General features: G+C 75.8%; 9 protein-coding genes. 1 reads left to right on the top strand and 8 read right to left on the bottom strand.

Features of this window, described 5'->3' with window-relative positions; translation table 11 throughout:
- Positions 1-4: 4 nt before the first annotated feature.
- From ABZX96_RS30120 to ABZX96_RS30100, 5 genes are all read right to left on the bottom strand, one after another.
- Positions 5-1,396, bottom strand: a complete 1,392-nt coding sequence (locus ABZX96_RS30120; RefSeq protein ID WP_355550485.1) for an MFS transporter — start codon at positions 1,394-1,396, stop codon at positions 5-7.
- Positions 1,393-1,974 carry a nitrite reductase (NAD(P)H) small subunit gene (locus tag ABZX96_RS30115; protein ID WP_355550483.1) on the bottom strand — a complete coding sequence of 194 codons (582 nt, stop codon included), beginning with the start codon at positions 1,972-1,974 and terminating at the stop codon, positions 1,393-1,395. Before ABZX96_RS30115 ends, ABZX96_RS30120 begins: the two co-directional genes overlap by 4 nt.
- Positions 1,971-4,598 (bottom strand): nitrite reductase large subunit NirB, encoded by a 2,628-nt coding sequence (nirB, locus tag ABZX96_RS30110; RefSeq protein WP_355550481.1) that lies wholly within the window; start codon positions 4,596-4,598, stop codon positions 1,971-1,973. Before nirB ends, ABZX96_RS30115 begins: the two co-directional genes overlap by 4 nt.
- 96 nt (positions 4,599-4,694) lie before the next feature.
- Positions 4,695-5,897, bottom strand: coding sequence for an FAD-dependent oxidoreductase (locus ABZX96_RS30105; protein WP_355550479.1), 1,203 nt, complete (start codon positions 5,895-5,897; stop codon positions 4,695-4,697).
- Positions 5,894-8,074 (bottom strand): molybdopterin oxidoreductase family protein, encoded by a 2,181-nt coding sequence (locus ABZX96_RS30100; protein WP_355550477.1) that lies wholly within the window; start codon positions 8,072-8,074, stop codon positions 5,894-5,896. The genes ABZX96_RS30105 and ABZX96_RS30100 overlap by 4 nt, the downstream gene beginning before the upstream one ends.
- A 192-nt stretch (positions 8,075-8,266) precedes the next feature.
- On the opposite strand from ABZX96_RS30100, the gene ABZX96_RS30095 reads away from it, so the two are divergent.
- The gene (locus ABZX96_RS30095; protein ID WP_355550475.1) at positions 8,267-9,547 is read left to right on the top strand and encodes a uroporphyrinogen-III synthase; all 1,281 of its coding nucleotides are present in this window, start codon (positions 8,267-8,269) and stop codon (positions 9,545-9,547) included.
- A 523-nt stretch (positions 9,548-10,070) separates the two neighbouring features.
- Here the strand turns inward: ABZX96_RS30095 and ABZX96_RS30090 are convergent.
- The 3 genes from ABZX96_RS30090 to ABZX96_RS30080 form a co-directional block, all read right to left on the bottom strand.
- Positions 10,071-11,081: an SDR family oxidoreductase gene (locus ABZX96_RS30090; protein WP_355550473.1), complete on the bottom strand. Its 1,011-nt coding sequence runs from the start codon at positions 11,079-11,081 to the stop codon at positions 10,071-10,073.
- 269 nt (positions 11,082-11,350) lie between these two features.
- Positions 11,351-13,141, bottom strand: coding sequence for a glycoside hydrolase family 15 protein (locus ABZX96_RS30085; RefSeq protein ID WP_355550471.1), 1,791 nt, complete (start codon positions 13,139-13,141; stop codon positions 11,351-11,353).
- A gap of 271 nt (positions 13,142-13,412) precedes the next feature.
- Entirely contained in the window at positions 13,413-14,057 is a 645-nt protein-coding gene (locus ABZX96_RS30080; protein WP_355550469.1) for a DNA polymerase ligase N-terminal domain-containing protein, read from the bottom strand.
- Between the last annotated feature and the right edge of the window lie 518 nt (positions 14,058-14,575).

Genomic DNA, 14,575 nt, shown 5'->3' with positions numbered 1-14,575 from the left:
GTTCTCATACGCCCGGCAGCCGTTCGGCCGCCGCCGGACGGGCGTACAGCGCCCAGGTCAGCGCCGCGCACAGGGCGTAGACCAGGAGGAAGGCGGCGTAGGCCGCGTCGCCGCCGTGGCTGGTGCGGAAGACCTCCCGGAAGGCGAGGTTGACCAGCACGCCGCCGGCCGCGCCGACCGCGCCCGCCAACCCGATCAGCGCGGTCGCGTGGCTGCGCGCGGTCCTCTCGGCGCGCGCGGCTGCCTCGGCTCCGAGGTGCCCTCCCGCCGCCCCTGCCCGCGCCCGGGCATGGCAGACGGCCGGGATCATCTTGTACGTCGAGCCGTTCCCCAGGCCGCTGAGCAGGAAGAGCGCCACGAACCCGACCAGGAACAGCGCGAGCGACCCGGCCCGCGAGGCGGCCAGCACCGTTCCCGCGCCGGCCGCCATCCCCGCGAACGTCCACAGCGTCACCCGGGCCCCGCCCCACCGGTCCGCCATCCTGCCGCCCACCGGGCGGGCCAGCGAGCCCAGCAGCGGACCGAGGAAGGTCAGGCAGGCGGCCTTGACCGGGGTGTCGAACCGGTCGGGGAACTGCACCTGCAACACCTGCCCGAAGGCGAAGCCGAAGCCGATGAACGAGCCGAAGGTGCCGAGGTAGAGCGCGCACAGCGCCCAGCCGTGCGGCTGCGCCGCCACCGCCCGCAGCGCGCCCCGCTCCCCGCGCGGCACGGCCAGGTTGTCCATGCGCCAAGCGGCGGCCAGCGCCGCGAGCACGATCAGCGGCACGCACACCAGCGGCAGCAGCCGCGGATGCCCGGCGCCCGCCGTCGCGAGCACCAGCAGCCCCGCCAGCTGCACGACCGGCACGCCCAGATTGCCGCCGCCCGCGTTGACGCCCAGCGCCCAGCCCTTGAGCCGTCGCGGGTAGAAGGCGTTGATGTTGGCCATGGACGAGGCGAAGTTGCCGCCGCCGACCCCGGCGAGGCAGGCGACGGCCAGCAGGGTGCCGTAGGACACGCCGGGCCGCAGCAGCAGACCGGCCAGGACGGTCGGGACGAGGAGGAGCAGGGCGCTGCACACCGTCCAGTTCCGGCCGCCGAACCGGGCCACCGCGGCGGCGTACGGCAGCCGCAGCGCCGCGCCGAGCGCCGTCGGCAGCGCGGTGAGGGTGAACTTCCCGGCCGCGTCGATGCCGTACTCGGGCCCCAGGAAGAGCACCAGCACCGACCACAGGCTCCACACCGCGAAGCCGATGTGCTCGGTGAGCACCGAGTGGACGAGGTTGCGCCGGGCGATCCGGGCGCCGCTCCGGGCCCAGAACTCCGCGTCTTCCGGGTCCCAGTGGGTGAGCGTCCGGGGGCGCGGTGGGGTGGGGAGCGGAGGGCGCTGCCGGGGGCGGGTGACGGTGCTCATGCGGCCACTTCCGGCTGGTCAGCGTCCTCAAGGTCGTCGGCGTCCTCGGGGCCGTCGGCATCCTTCGGAGCGTCGGCATCGTCGGGGCCGTCGGCATCCTCGGGCCGGGGACGGCTGCGGACCGGCCAGACGCGGAGCACCGCCGGGGTGCCGTCGGGCGCGGTGTCCTCGTCCAGGCAGCGGCCGTCCCGCAGGTCGAAGACGTGGTGGTACATGGGCGAGGCGAGGGTCGGGGCGGTGCCGCGGCTGCCGAGCAGGCCGCGGGCGAGTACGTACGCGCCGCTGAACGGGTCCCGGTTGCCGACGGCCCACAGGGCGCCCGCCCGGTCCCGGAAGAGCGCGATCTGCTCGCCGTCGAGCAGCGCGGCCACCCCGCGGCCGGGCGGCAGGTCCGCGTACGCGCACACGAGGCGCCAGCGGGTGCCGTCGTGCAGTTCGACGGTGTCCGTGCCGGCGGGTGCCGGTGCCGTCCGGTCCGGCCCGGCCCTCCCGGCCGCCGTTTCCTCGCCGTGCGTCCGTACGCCGTCCGCGGCCCCCACCGCTCCGTCCTTCGCTTCCGCGCGCTCGTGCGTCCTCATGCCGTCCGCACCTCCAGCCGGGAGCCGCCGATCAGGACGTGGGGCTCGGGGGTGGGCAGCGGGCGTCCGGATTCGCCGGGGCGGGCCGGGCGGATCTGGCGGCGTTCGGGGACGAAGGTGACGGCCGGGTCGGGGGTGCCGGGCGCGTTGACGAACGAGACGAAGCGGCGCAGCCGGTCCGGGTCGGAGAGGGTGGCCGCCCACTCGTCCTCGTAGGTGTCGATGTGCCGGGCCATCAGGTGGTCCAGGTCGGCGCAGATGCCGAGCGCGTCCTCGACGACGACCGCCCGTACGTGGTCCAGGCCGCCTTCGACGCGCTCCAGCCAGGCGGCGGTGCGTTCCAGCCGGTCGGCGGTGCGGATGTAGAACATCAGGAACCGGTCGATGGTGGTGATCAGCGTCTCGCGGTCGAGGTCGGCGGCGAGCAGGTCGGCGTGCCGGGGTGTCATGCCGCCGTTGCCGCCGACGTACAGGTTCCAGCCGGTGGAGGTGGCGATGACGCCGAAGTCCTTGCCCTGGGCCTCCGCGCACTCGCGGGCGCAGCCGGAGACGGCGGCTTTGATCTTGTGCGGGGCGCGCAGGCCGCGGTAGCGCAGTTCGAGTTCGATGGCCAGGGCCACCGAGTCCTGTACGCCGTAGCGGCACCAGGTCTCCCCCACGCAGGACTTGACCGTGCGCAGCGCCTTCCCGTACGCGTGCCCCGACTCGAAGCCGGCGTCCACCAGCCGCCGCCAGATGGTGGGGAGCTGGTCCAGGCGCGCGCCGAACAGGTCGATCCGCTGCCCGCCGGTGATCTTCGTGTAGAGGCCGTGGTCGCGGGCGATCTCCCCGATGGTGATGAGTCCTTCCGGGGTGATCTCGCCGCCGGGGACGCGCGGGACGACGGAGTAGGAGCCGTTGCGCTGGAGGTTGGCCAGGACGTGGTCGTTGGTGTCCTGGAGGGCGGCCTGCTCACCGTCCAGAAGGTGGCCGCCCGCCAGGCCCGCCAGGATCGACGCCACGACGGGTTTGCACACGGCGCAGCCCTCGCCGGTGCCGTGCTCCTCGATCAGCCGCGAGAAGGTGGTGATGCCCTTGACGCGGACGATGTCGTACAGCTCGGCGCGGGTGTGCGCGAAGTGCTCGCACAGGCCGGGGGCAGGGGCGGTGCCCCCGGCCGTGAGTTCCTCGGTGAGGATCGCGCCGAGCGTCTTGACGCAACTGCCGCAGCCGGTACCGGCCTTGGTGCACTTCTTGATCTCGGGGACGGTGGTGCAGCCGCCCTCGCCGACGGCCGTCCGGATCGCGCCCTTGGTGACGTGGTGGCAGGAGCAGACCACCGCCTCGTCGGGGAGCGTGACGGGTCCGGCCGGGGCGCCGGCCGCGGCGGGCAGCACCAGGTTTTCGGGTGGCGTGGTCAGCGGCTTGCCCGCGGCGGCCAGCGGGCGCAGCAGGCCGTACGCCTCGGTGTCGCCGACGAGGACGCCACCGAGCAGCGCACCGTCACGGCCGATGACCAGCTTCTTGTAGACGCCCGCCCGGCTGTCGCTGTAGAGGACGTCCAGCGCGCCGTCGGCGGTGCCGTGCGCGTCGCCGAAGCTGGCCACGTCCACGCCCAGCAGCTTGAGCCGGGTGGAGGTGTCGGCGCCGGTGAACGGTTCCGGGTCGCCGCCGGTCAGCGCGCGGGCCGCCGTCTCGGCCATCGCGTACCCGGGCGCGACCAGCCCGTACACCCGTCCGTCGGCGGCCAGGGCGCACTCGCCGATGGCGTACACGTCCGGATCGGCGGTGCGGCAGCGCGCGTCGACGACGATGCCGCCGCGCTCGCCGACCGGCAGCCCGCAGTCCCGGGCCAGCCCGTCGCGCGGGCGCACCCCGGCCGCGAAGACCACCAGGTCGACGGGGAGTTCCCGGCCGTCCGAGAGCGCCATGGCGCGCACCCGGCCGTCGTCCCCGGTCAGGATCGCCCGGGTGCCCGCGCCGGTGTGCACCCGCACGCCCAGGTCCTCGATCTTGCGCCGCAGCAGGGCGCCGCCGCCGTCGTCCACCTGGAGGGCCATCAGGCGCGGGGCGAACTCCACGACGTGCGTCTCCAGCACCAGCGCCTGGAGCGCGCCCGCGGCCTCCAGGCCCAGCAGGCCGCCGCCGACCACCACGCCCGCCCGCGCCCGGCCGGCGTCGGCGCGGATCGCCTCCAGGTCCTCGATGGTGCGGTAGACGTGACAGCCCTCGGCGTCGTGTCCGGGGACGGGCGGGACGAACGGGTACGAGCCGGTGGCCAGCACCAGCGCGTCGTAGCGCAGGGTGTGCCCGGCGGCGGTGGTGACCGTGTGCGCGGCGCGGTCGATCGCGGTGGCCGGGTCGCCCAGGCGCAGGTCGATGCCGTGGGCGGTGAGGAAGTCCGGGTCGCACAGGGACAGTTCGTCGGTGCTGGTCCCGGAGAACCAGGAGGTCAGGTGGACCCGGTCGTAGGCGGGCCGGGGCTCCTCCGCAAGCACGGTGACGCGTCGGCCGGTCGCGCCCGGCTGCTCGGCCAGCACTTCCAGGAAACGCTGGCCGACCATGCCGTGGCCGATGAGGACGAGGTGGGGGCGGGGGTCGGCGGGGGTGTCCGGCGGGGGCGGAGTGGTGCGGGGTGTGGTCATGGGGGCTCCGAGGCGTGAGGGGTGGGGGCTGAGGGCTGGGCGGTGGGGAAGGGCGGGGCGGACGGGACGGAGACGGACGGGGCGGGGCGGGGCTGATCACCCGGACACCAGCAGCTCCAGCGGGTCCCCCCGCACCCGTTCGTCCCGTGCGTACGCGTCGGCCAGCGTGCCCACCGCCGTCAGGTCGCCGACGAGCACGGCGCCGGCCAGCCGGTCGCCGCGCAGCAGCAGCTTCTTGTAGCTGGCGCGGGTGGCGTCGGTCAGGCGCAGGACGTCCAGTTCCGGGTCGGCGGCCTCGTCGACCTCGCCGAACGCCGCGTATTCCAGCGGCCCCGCCGACAGCCGGGCCGGCGGGCGCGACCCGGTGTAGCGGGCCGCGGGATCGGCGCCGGAGAGCCGGGCCGCCAGGACGTCCGCCTGTTCCCAGGCCGGTCCGGCGAGGCCGTGGACGGTTCCGGCGTGTTCCGCGCAGTCGCCGATGGCGTGCACACCCGGCGCGGACGTGGCCAGCGCGTCGTCCACGAGCACGCCGGTGCCGACCGCGAGCCCCGCCGCGTACGCGAGCGCGGTGCGCGGTCGGACGCCGCAGGCGAGGACGACGAGGTCGCAGTCGAGGCGGAAACCGCTCGCCAGCCGGACGCCCTCGACCCGCCCCGCGCCGTACACCGCGCGCGCCCGGTTGCCCGCGTACGTGACCACGCCCAGCTCCCGCAGCCCGGCCCGCAGGACCTCGGCGGCGCCCGGATCGAGGTGGCGCTCGACGAGGTGCGGCCCTTGGTGCACGATCTCGACGGCGATGCCGAGCGCGGTCAGCGCGCGGGCGGTGCCCACGCCCAGGACCCCGCCGCCGATCACCACGGCGCGCCGCGCCCCGGCCGCGTCCGCGGCGAGCCGGGCGCAGTCGGCGAGCGAGCGCAGCACGTGCACGCCCGCGATCAGGCCGCCGGGGCGGCGCACCCCGCGGACGGGCGGCAGGACGGGGTTGGCGCCGGTGGCCAGCACCAGCGCGTCCCACTCCTCCTCGGTGCCGTCGGCGAGGGCGAGGGTGCGCGCGGCCGGGTCGACGGCCCGGACCTCTATCGCCGGGCGCAGCCGCGCCGGACCGGCCGGGAGGGTGAGGGCGGCGGGGTCGTAGCGGCCGGTCAGCACGTCCGTGAGGAGGACCCGGTTGTACGGGGGGTGCGGCTCGGCTCCGTAGAGGGTGACGGTTCCGGTGCCGCCGAACGCCGCGTACCGCTCGGCGAACCGGGCGGCGGCCATCCCCGCCCCGACCACGGCGATCCGCCCGGCGCGGGTCATCGGTGGCCCGCCTGGTCGACGGGGGCCGGGGTACCGGTCGGCGGACTTTCGCCGAGCGGCGCCCCGGCACCGGCCTCGTCACCGAACCGCGGCGCCTCCCCCACCCGCTCCACCCGCACCGCGCACACCTTGAACTCCGGCATCCGCGAGGCCGGGTCCAGCGCCGGGTTGGTGAGGGTGTTGGCGCGGCCCTCGCCCGGCCAGTGGAAGGGCATGAAGACGGTGTCGGGGCGGATGGTGTCGGTGATCCGGGCGGGGGCGACGGCCCGGCCGCGGCGGCTGGTGACGGCCAGCGGGTCGCCTTCGGCGACGGCCAGCCGGCGGGCCAAGCGGGGGTGCAGTTCGACGAACGGGCCGGGGGCCGCCGCGTTGAGTTCGGGGACGCGGCGGGTCTGGGCGCCGCTCTGGTACTGGGCGAGCACCCGGCCGGTCGTCAGGTGGAGCGGGTGGCCCGCGTCCGGTTCCTCGGCGGCGGGGCGGTGCGTGACGGCGGCGAAGCGGGCGCGGCCGTCCGGGGTGGCGAACCGGTCCAGGAACAGGCGCGGGGTCCCCGGGTGGTCCGGGGCCGGGCACGGCCAGAAGACGCCGGTGCCGGACCGCAGCCGCCGGTGGTCGATGCCGGCGTAGTCGGCGGGGCCGCCCGCCGAGGCGCGGGCGAGTTCGGCGAAGACCTCCTCCGGGTCGTCCGGGAAGCCGTGCGTCACCCCGAGGCGGGCGGCCAGTTCGCGCAGCACCCACAGGTCGGTGCGCACTCCGTCCGGCGGGGCCAGGGCGCGGTGGCGCAGGATGACGCGGCCCTCCAGGTTGGTGGTGGTGCCGGTCTCCTCCGCCCACTGGGCCGTCGGCAGCACCACGTCCGCCAGTCGCGCGGTCTCGGAGAGCACCAGGTCGCAGACGACCAGCAGGTCCAGGGCCCGGAGCCGTTCGGTGACGTGGGCGGCGCGCGGCGCGGAGACCACCGGGTTGGAGCCCATCAGCAGCAGGGCGCGGGCGCCGCCGTCCCGGCCGAGGCCGTCGAGCAGTTCGTACGCCGAACGGCCCGGTCCGGGCAGGGAGTCGGGGTCCACGCCCCACACCCCGGCGACGTGGGCGCGGGCCGCCGGGTCGGTGATCGAGCGGTAGCCGGGGAGCTGGTCGGCCTTCTGGCCGTGTTCCCGGCCGCCCTGGCCGTTGCCCTGGCCGGTCAGGCAGCCGTAGCCGGAGTACGGGCGGCCGGCCTTGCCGGTGGCCAGGCACAGGTCGATCCACGCGCCGACGGTGTCGGTGCCCTTGCTGTGCTGCTCCGCGCCGCGCGCGGTGAGGACCATCCCGGTCCGCGCCGTCCCGAACAGCCGGGCCGCCTCCCGCAGTTGGGGTACCGGAACCCCGGTCAGCCCCTCCACCCGCTCGGGCCAGTGCGCCATCGCGGTGGCCCGCGCCCGTTCCCAGCCGGTGGTGCGGGTGGCGACGAACTCCTCGTCCACGTGACCGTCCGCCACGATCAGGTGCAGCAGGCCCAGCGCCAGCGCCAGGTCCCCGCCGGGCCGGGGCTGGAGGTGCAGGTCCGCCTGTTCGGCCGTACGGGTGCGGCGGGGATCGACGACGATCAGGGTGCCGCCGCGCTCCCGCAGCTCGCGGACGTAGCGCAGGGCGGGCGGCATGGTCTCGGCCGGGTTGGCGCCGACCAGGATCAGGCAGCCGGTGCCGGGGACGTCCTCCAGGGGGAAGGGCAGGCCGCGGTCCAGACCGAAGGCGCGGCGGTGCGCGGTGGCGGCCGAGGACATGCAGAACCGGCCGTTGTAGTCGATGTGCGGGGTGCCCAGGACGACGCGGGCGAACTTGCCGAGCTGGTACGCCTTCTCGTTGGTCAGCCCGCCCCCGCCGAACACGCCCACCGCGTCGGCCCCGTACCGCTCCCGCACCGCCGCCAGCCCGCGCGCGGCCCGGTCCAGCGCCTCCGGCCACCCCGCCGGGCGCAGCCGCCCGCCGGGCGCGTCGCGGACCAGCGGCTCGGTCAGCCGGGCGGCCGGGGACAGCACGGCGGCGGCCGTCCGCCCCTTGCCGCACAGCGCGCCCCGGTTCACCGGGAAGGCGGGCCGCTCCGCCACCTCCACCGTCCCCGTGTCCGTGGCCCGCAGCCGCATGCCGCACTGGAGCGCGCAGTACGGGCAGTGGGTGTCGGTCACCGTGTTCGTCATGTGTCCGACCCTGGTCGCCGGGCGTTTCGCGGCCGGGTCCGCCGTGTTGCCCGGGCGCTACGCGTCGTTCACGTCCCCGGGGAGCGGAGGTGAAGTGGGCGTGAGGCCGCCGTAACAGGGCACGCGAATTCGCTTACATGCGCGAGATGATCGGGCAACGTTCCGGAAACGCGGGGGCCGGAGCCTGCCGCCATGCACACCGCCGTCACAGGACGGGAGTCCGCCGCCATGTCCGCCACCGCCGAAGGACCGGAGTCCACCGCCGATGGACCGGAGTCCGCCGCCGATGGACCGGTGTCCGCCGTCACCGGGCGGCCCGGGCCGCTGACCGGCTTCACCATCGGCGTGACCGCCGCGCGCCGCCGCGACGAGCTGACCGCGCTGCTCACCCGGCGCGGCGCCCGCGTGGTCCAGGCGCCCGCCCTGCGCCTGCTGCCCCTGGAGGACGACGCGGAACTGCGCCGCGCCACCGAACGGTGCCTGGCCGCGCCCCTGGACTACGTGGTCGCCACCACCGGCATCGGCTGGCGCGGCTGGCTGAGCGCGGCGGACGGCTGGGGCCGCGGGGCGGCCCTGACCGCCGCCTGCCGCGCGGCCGTCGTCCTCACCCGAGGCCCGAAGGCGACCGGTGCCGTCCGGGCCGGCGGCCTTCAGGAAGGCTGGTCGCCGGCCTCCGAGTCCACCGACGAGCTCCTGGCTTGGCTACTGGACCGGCCGCTGGACGGACGCCGGATCGCCGTGCAGGAGCACGGCGTCCCGCTGGAATCGTTCACGGCCGCGCTGCGTGCGCGTGGCGCCGAGGTCGTGTCCGTCCCCGTCTACCGCTGGGCGCCACCGGACGACCCGGCGCCCCTGCGGCGGCTGGCCGAGCGGACCGGGCGCCGCCAGGTGCACGCGCTGACGTTCACCAGCGCGCCGGCGATCACCGCGTTCCTGCGCGCCGCCTCGGAGGACGGGCGGCATGACGACGTGCTGGCCGCCCTGCGCGCGGATGTCCTGTCGGTGTCCATCGGCCCGCTCTGCGCCCGGCCGCTGACCGACCTCGGGCTGCCGGTCGTGTGGCCGTCACGCGGGCGGCTCGGGGCGATGGTGCGGACGCTGACCGACACGCTTCCCGGGCGGGGTGGGCGTGCCCTGTCCTTCCGGGGGGAGCGGCTGGTGCTCCAAGGCGATGCCGTGCTGACGGAGACGGGGGTCCGCTGGCTCTCGCCGCAGGGCGCGGCCGTGCTGCGTGCGCTCGCCGTTCACCCCGGGCGCGTGGTGAGCCGCGCGCAACTCCTGCGCGATGCCTGGCCGTGGGCGTCCGCCGCCTCCGACGCCCACGCGGTCGAAACGGCGGTCGGCCGCCTGCGGGCGGCCCTCGGGCCGTATGCCGATCTGGTCCGTACGGTGCCGAAGCGGGGGTACCGGGTGGAGGGGGCAGGGGGTGCCTTTGAGGCCCGGCCCGCCGCTTCCAGCCCGTCCGGCGATTGAGGACGCGGTGACGGAACCAGCGACGAGTCGCCTTTGCCCGATGGCGTCACGGGGCAGGGCCAGCCGCGCATCTTGGGCCGAGCCCGCATATTTCAGCCCGTCCGGCGATTGAGGACACCCCGGGAGCGCGCGTGCGGGCTCGTGGGGTGGGTGGCGGGTGATCTTCGGGCCCGGTGAACGCCGGGGGCGTTGTCCTCAAACGCCGGACGGGCTGGAAATGGCGGGCCATCGCCCAGTAGGTGACGGGTACGGATTGCCAAACTGCCGACCAGCAAGTGACAGGCACGGATTGCCAAACTGCCGACCAGCAAGTGGCAGGCACAAATTGCCAAACTGCCGACCAGCGAGCGGCAGGCACGGATTGCCAAACTGCCGACCAGCGAGTGGCAGGCTCGGATTGCCAAGGTGAGCTGTCGGCTCGCTCATTGGACGGCGGCCCGGCCAAAACAAGCCCGTCCGGCGATTGAGGACAACGCCACCGGCGTTCACCGGGCCCCAAAAATCACCCGCGCCCCCGCCCCCGTCACCGTCGACCGGACCGCACCACACCCACCACCGCAGCCACCAGCCCCGCCCCGGCCAGCAGGGGCACGGACGGATGGTGGGCCAGCCAAAGCTGCACCGAGTGGGTGTGGGCCTTGTTGTCGAAGATTCCGTGGGCGCCGTGGTCGCGGCCGTCCTCGCCGTCCACCGGTTCCCAGAGGTTGTGCGGCCGGTCGGGGCCGACGGGTTCGTCCGTCTGCTGGGAGTCGAAGCCGGTGCGGGCCAGATAGCGGTCCAGCAGCGGGCCGGCGAACTTGTTCGCGGTGATCGTGGCGACCGTCGAACCGCCGACCCAGTGCTGTTTGCGCCGGGGGTGATCGGCCGCGTAGAGGACGCCCCGCGCGGCGACCTCGGGCTGATAGACGGGGGCGACCGGCTGCGGGTGCCGGGGGAGCTTGGTCAGGACCCAGGAGAACTGGGGCGTGTTGACGCCCGGCATCTGCGCCACCGTGATGTGCACGTTGCTCTTCTCGTGCAGCAGTTCCGTGCGGACGCTGGAGGTGAAGCCGTTGATGGCGTGCTTCGCGCCGCAGTACACGGCCTGGAGCGGGATGCTGCGGAAGCCGAGGGCGGAGCCCACCTGGACGATGGTGCCGCGGTCGCGCGGGCGCATCCGGGTCAGGGCGGAGCGGGTCCCGTTGACGAAACCGAGGTACGTCACCTGCGTCGCGCGGGCGTACTCCTCGGCGCTGACGTCCCAGAAGGTGGCGAAGACCGAACTGAAGGCGGCGTTGACCCACACGTCGATGGGGCCGAACTCCTCCTCCACACGGGTGGCCGCCGCCTCCACCTGGGCCGGTTCGGCGACGTCCGTGGGGAGGGCCAGCGCCCGTCCGCCGGCCCGCTCGACGTCCTCCACGGCGCCGTCCAGCCCCGCCCGTCCCCGGGCCAGCAGCCCGACGTGCGCGCCGCGCCGCCCGAACGCCCGCGCCACCGCGCGGCCGATCCCGCCGCTGGCGCCGGTGACGACCACGACCTGTGGCGTGCTCATGGGTGCGCCCCTCCTCGGTTGGGTTGTCCTCGTGCGGGCCGCGCGCCGTGGAGCGGCCGGGGTCCGACCGGGCGGCGGGGCCTCCCGCCGTGCGTCTCCTGGGGCCCGTACGGATACGCGGGTACCAGGTGACCGCGATGCCGCCGTTCCAAACCCGGCCGGACGCCGGACGCGGGCGTGATCATCGCCGCCGCGCTCTCCCCCGCAGCGCACCGCCCTGGTCCCGCCGATCAACCCGTCGCCAGGCGAAGTCAGCCCGCCATCGAACGTCAGCCCGTCGACAGCCGGGCCGCGCTCTCCACCATCAGCGCGTGGACGAACGCCTGCGGGAGGTTGCCGCGCAGTTGCCGCTGCGCGATGTCGTACTCCTCCGAGTAGAGGCCGGACGGCCCGCACGCGGCGCGGTTGCGTTCGAACCAGCGGTGCGCTGCGACCGTGTTGCCCTGCTGGTGCTCGGCCAGCGCCGCGAAGAACCCGCACAGCAGGAAGGCGCCCTCGGCCTCCGCCAGCGGCCGTTCGTCGTGCCGGAACCGGTACGCGTAATGGTCGTCGGTGAGCTCGGCGACGTACGCGCGCAGGGTTCGCACGGTCCGCGGGTCGTCCGCCGGGACGGCGCCGCGGATCGCCGGGAGCAGCAGCGCCCCGTCCAGCCGAGGATCGTCCGGGGCCCGCTGCCAGCGGCCGGACGGGTGCACGCAGCGGTCGGCGGTGTCGGCGACGAGGGTGTCGGCCAGCGCGGCCCACTGGGCGGACCGGGCCGCGGGCCCGCCCGCCCGCGCGACGGCCCGCAGCCCGGCGGCGCAGGTCAGGCGGCTGTGTGCCCAGGGCTTGGGCTTCAGTTCCCACACGCCGGTGTCGGGTTCGTGCCACCGTTCGGCGATGGCGTCGGCGGCGATCCGGGCGGCCTGCCAGCCTTCGGCGTCCAGCCGGTCGTGCCCGGCCGCCGCCGCGAGGAGCAGCAGCGCCTCCCCGAGGGCGTCGAGCTGGAACTGGGTGCCGATGTGGTTGCCGACCCGGTCCGAGCCGCCCGGGTAGCCGGGCAGGGCCAGTTGCCGCTGGTCCGGGACGGGGCCGCCGTCGGCGGTGTAGGCGGGGGCGAGGGCCGGGCCGTCCTCGTGCAGCCGCGCGGTGATGAACCGGACGGCGTCGTCCAGCAGCGGGTGGGGGCCGGCCGCGGCGATGCCCTGGCCCGCGTAGCACTGGTCCCGGATCCACGCGTACCGGTAGTCGTAGTCGCGCCCCTCCTCGGCGCGTTCGGGAAGGCTGGTCGTGGTGGCCGCGACCATGCCGCCCCGGGCGCTGGTCAGCCCGCGCAGGACGGCGTACGAGTGCCGGGCGTCCCGGGGGGCGATGGTGTTCTCCAGGTCCGGTACGGCGTGGCGCCAGGCGCTCTCGGTGGCGCGCCAGACGCGCTCCGCCGGTGGCGGGCCGCCCGGGAGGGGCCGGTCGGACAGTTCGAGCACCAGGTCGTGGGGCCGTCCGGGTGACACCGTCAGGTCGAGCAGCAGCCGCTGGTCCCGAGCACCGGCCGGGTGCGCCCGCGCGCCGCCGGACCAGCGCAGCCGCAGGTCACCGGTCCGCCCGGTCCACACGCCGCGCTCGTCGCGGTGGAGTTCCGTCAGCGGGTGGGCGCCGAATCCGGCGCTCGGTTCCAGGAGGACGGTGAGCCGGGCGGGGACGTCCCGGGCCAGCACCCGGCGCAGCACCACCGCGCGGTGCGGGTCCCCGGGGAAGGCCAGGGCCTCCCGGCACTCCACCACCCCGCCGTCGTCGGTGACCCAGCGGCTCCGCCAGATCAGCGTGGCCTCCTCGTAGAACCCGCCCCACACCGACCGTTCGACGGGCGTCACGGCGTACACCCCGGAGCCCCCGATCAGCGTGGACAGCACCGCGTCGGCGTCCCACCGGGGCGCGCACATCCAGGCCATCTCGCCCCGCGACCCGACCAGCGCCCCCCGCTGCCCGTCCGCGAGCAGCGCGTACTCGCGCAGGGGCCGGGGCGGGTAGGCGATCGGCGGGTCGTCGCCCGCCGGGGCGTGGTCCTGCGTCCGGTGGGGCATGAGGGGCGCTCCTTGTGCTGCGGGCCGGGGGGCTGGTGCCGCCTGCGGGTGACGGCCCCGGGGTCGCGTCGCCTGCGGGTGACGGCCCTGGGGTCGCGTCGCCTGTCGCGGTCGGGGGGCTTGGGCGTCGGCCGGGGTTCGTCCCGCGGGGTACGGGGCGGGGGTTCGTCGTGCCGGTCACGGGCCGGGGGCTCGTGGTGCTGCGCCGCGGCCGGGGGCTCACGGGCGCCGGGGGCCGGGGGCGCCGGGGGCCGGGGGCGCCCCGTGCCGACTACGCCTCGCCCCCGCCGTTCCCGGACTCCTCGGCGACCTGCCGCAAGGTGCGGCCGGTGCGGGCGGAACGGGCGCGGTGGGGGTCCGGTGTGCCGTGGCCGTCGTGGGTCGCCGTGTCGTCGCCGGACTTGACCAGCAGCCACGCCTCCTCGCCCGCTCGTCCGCCACCGGAGCGTCCGCCGCCGCGGAAGCGGGTGAGCGCGTAGCCGCCGTGGAGCTTCGTCCCGTCCAGCCGGAAGGTGGCGTGTCCCTGCTCCAGCGACCGGGCGAAGGGGACGGCCCGGCCCCGGCGGTCGTGGCTCAGCGGCTGATAGGTGCCCTGGTCCCAGACGATCACGGTGCCGCCGCCGTACTCGCCCTTCGGGATGACGCCTTCGAACTCGCGGTATTCCAAGGGGTGGTCCTCGGTGGGAACGGCGAGCCGCTTGTCGTGCGGGTCGGTGGAGGGCCCCTTCGGGACGGACCACGACTTCAGGACGCCGTCGACCTCCAGCCGGAAGTCGAAGTGCATCCGGCTCGCGTCGTGGATCTGCACCACGAAGCGGGGGGCGTTCCCGGGGGCGGTGTCCTCGCCGCGGGGCTCGGCGGTCCTGCCGAAGTCGCGTTTCCGCCGGTAGGTCCGCAGTGCGTCCTTCTCGCTCACGGCTGCCTCCTTCCCGGCCGCGGGCCCGGCGTTCCCGCCCGGCGGGCCCCGGCCCGGTCCTCGCCGGACGCACGGGTCCTCCCACCATGCCCTTCCCTGCGGGCGCTCGCATCGGGAGCGGGCCGGGGGCCCTTCCGGCTCACTGATGGCCGGCGGGCCGCCATCTCGATCTCCGCCCGGCTCGCCGATGACCGTGGGCCGCCATTTCTGGCCCCTTCCGGCTCGCTGATGGCCGGTGGACCGCCATTTCCAGCCCCACCCGGCTGGCTGGTGGTCAGTGGGCCGCCATATCCAGCCCCACCCGGCCCGGTGGTAGCCGGTGGGCCCGTCCACCAAGCCGTCCGCTGCCGAAGGACGGCGGCCCGGCAAAATCAAGCCCGTCCGGCGATTGAGGACAACGCCCCCGGCGTTCACCGGGCCCTCAAGATCACCCGCCACCCACCCCACGAGCCCGCACGCGCGCTCCCGGGGTGGGGGGGGGCGGCGGGAGGCGGGGGCGGGGGGGGGGGGGGGGCCGC

This window comes from Streptomyces sp. NPDC003077, from assembly GCF_040611095.1.
GTDB lineage: Bacteria > Actinomycetota > Actinomycetes > Streptomycetales > Streptomycetaceae > Streptomyces.
The sequence above is the reverse complement of the archived record's forward strand: the minus strand, read 5'-3'. Positions and strand labels throughout refer to the sequence as shown.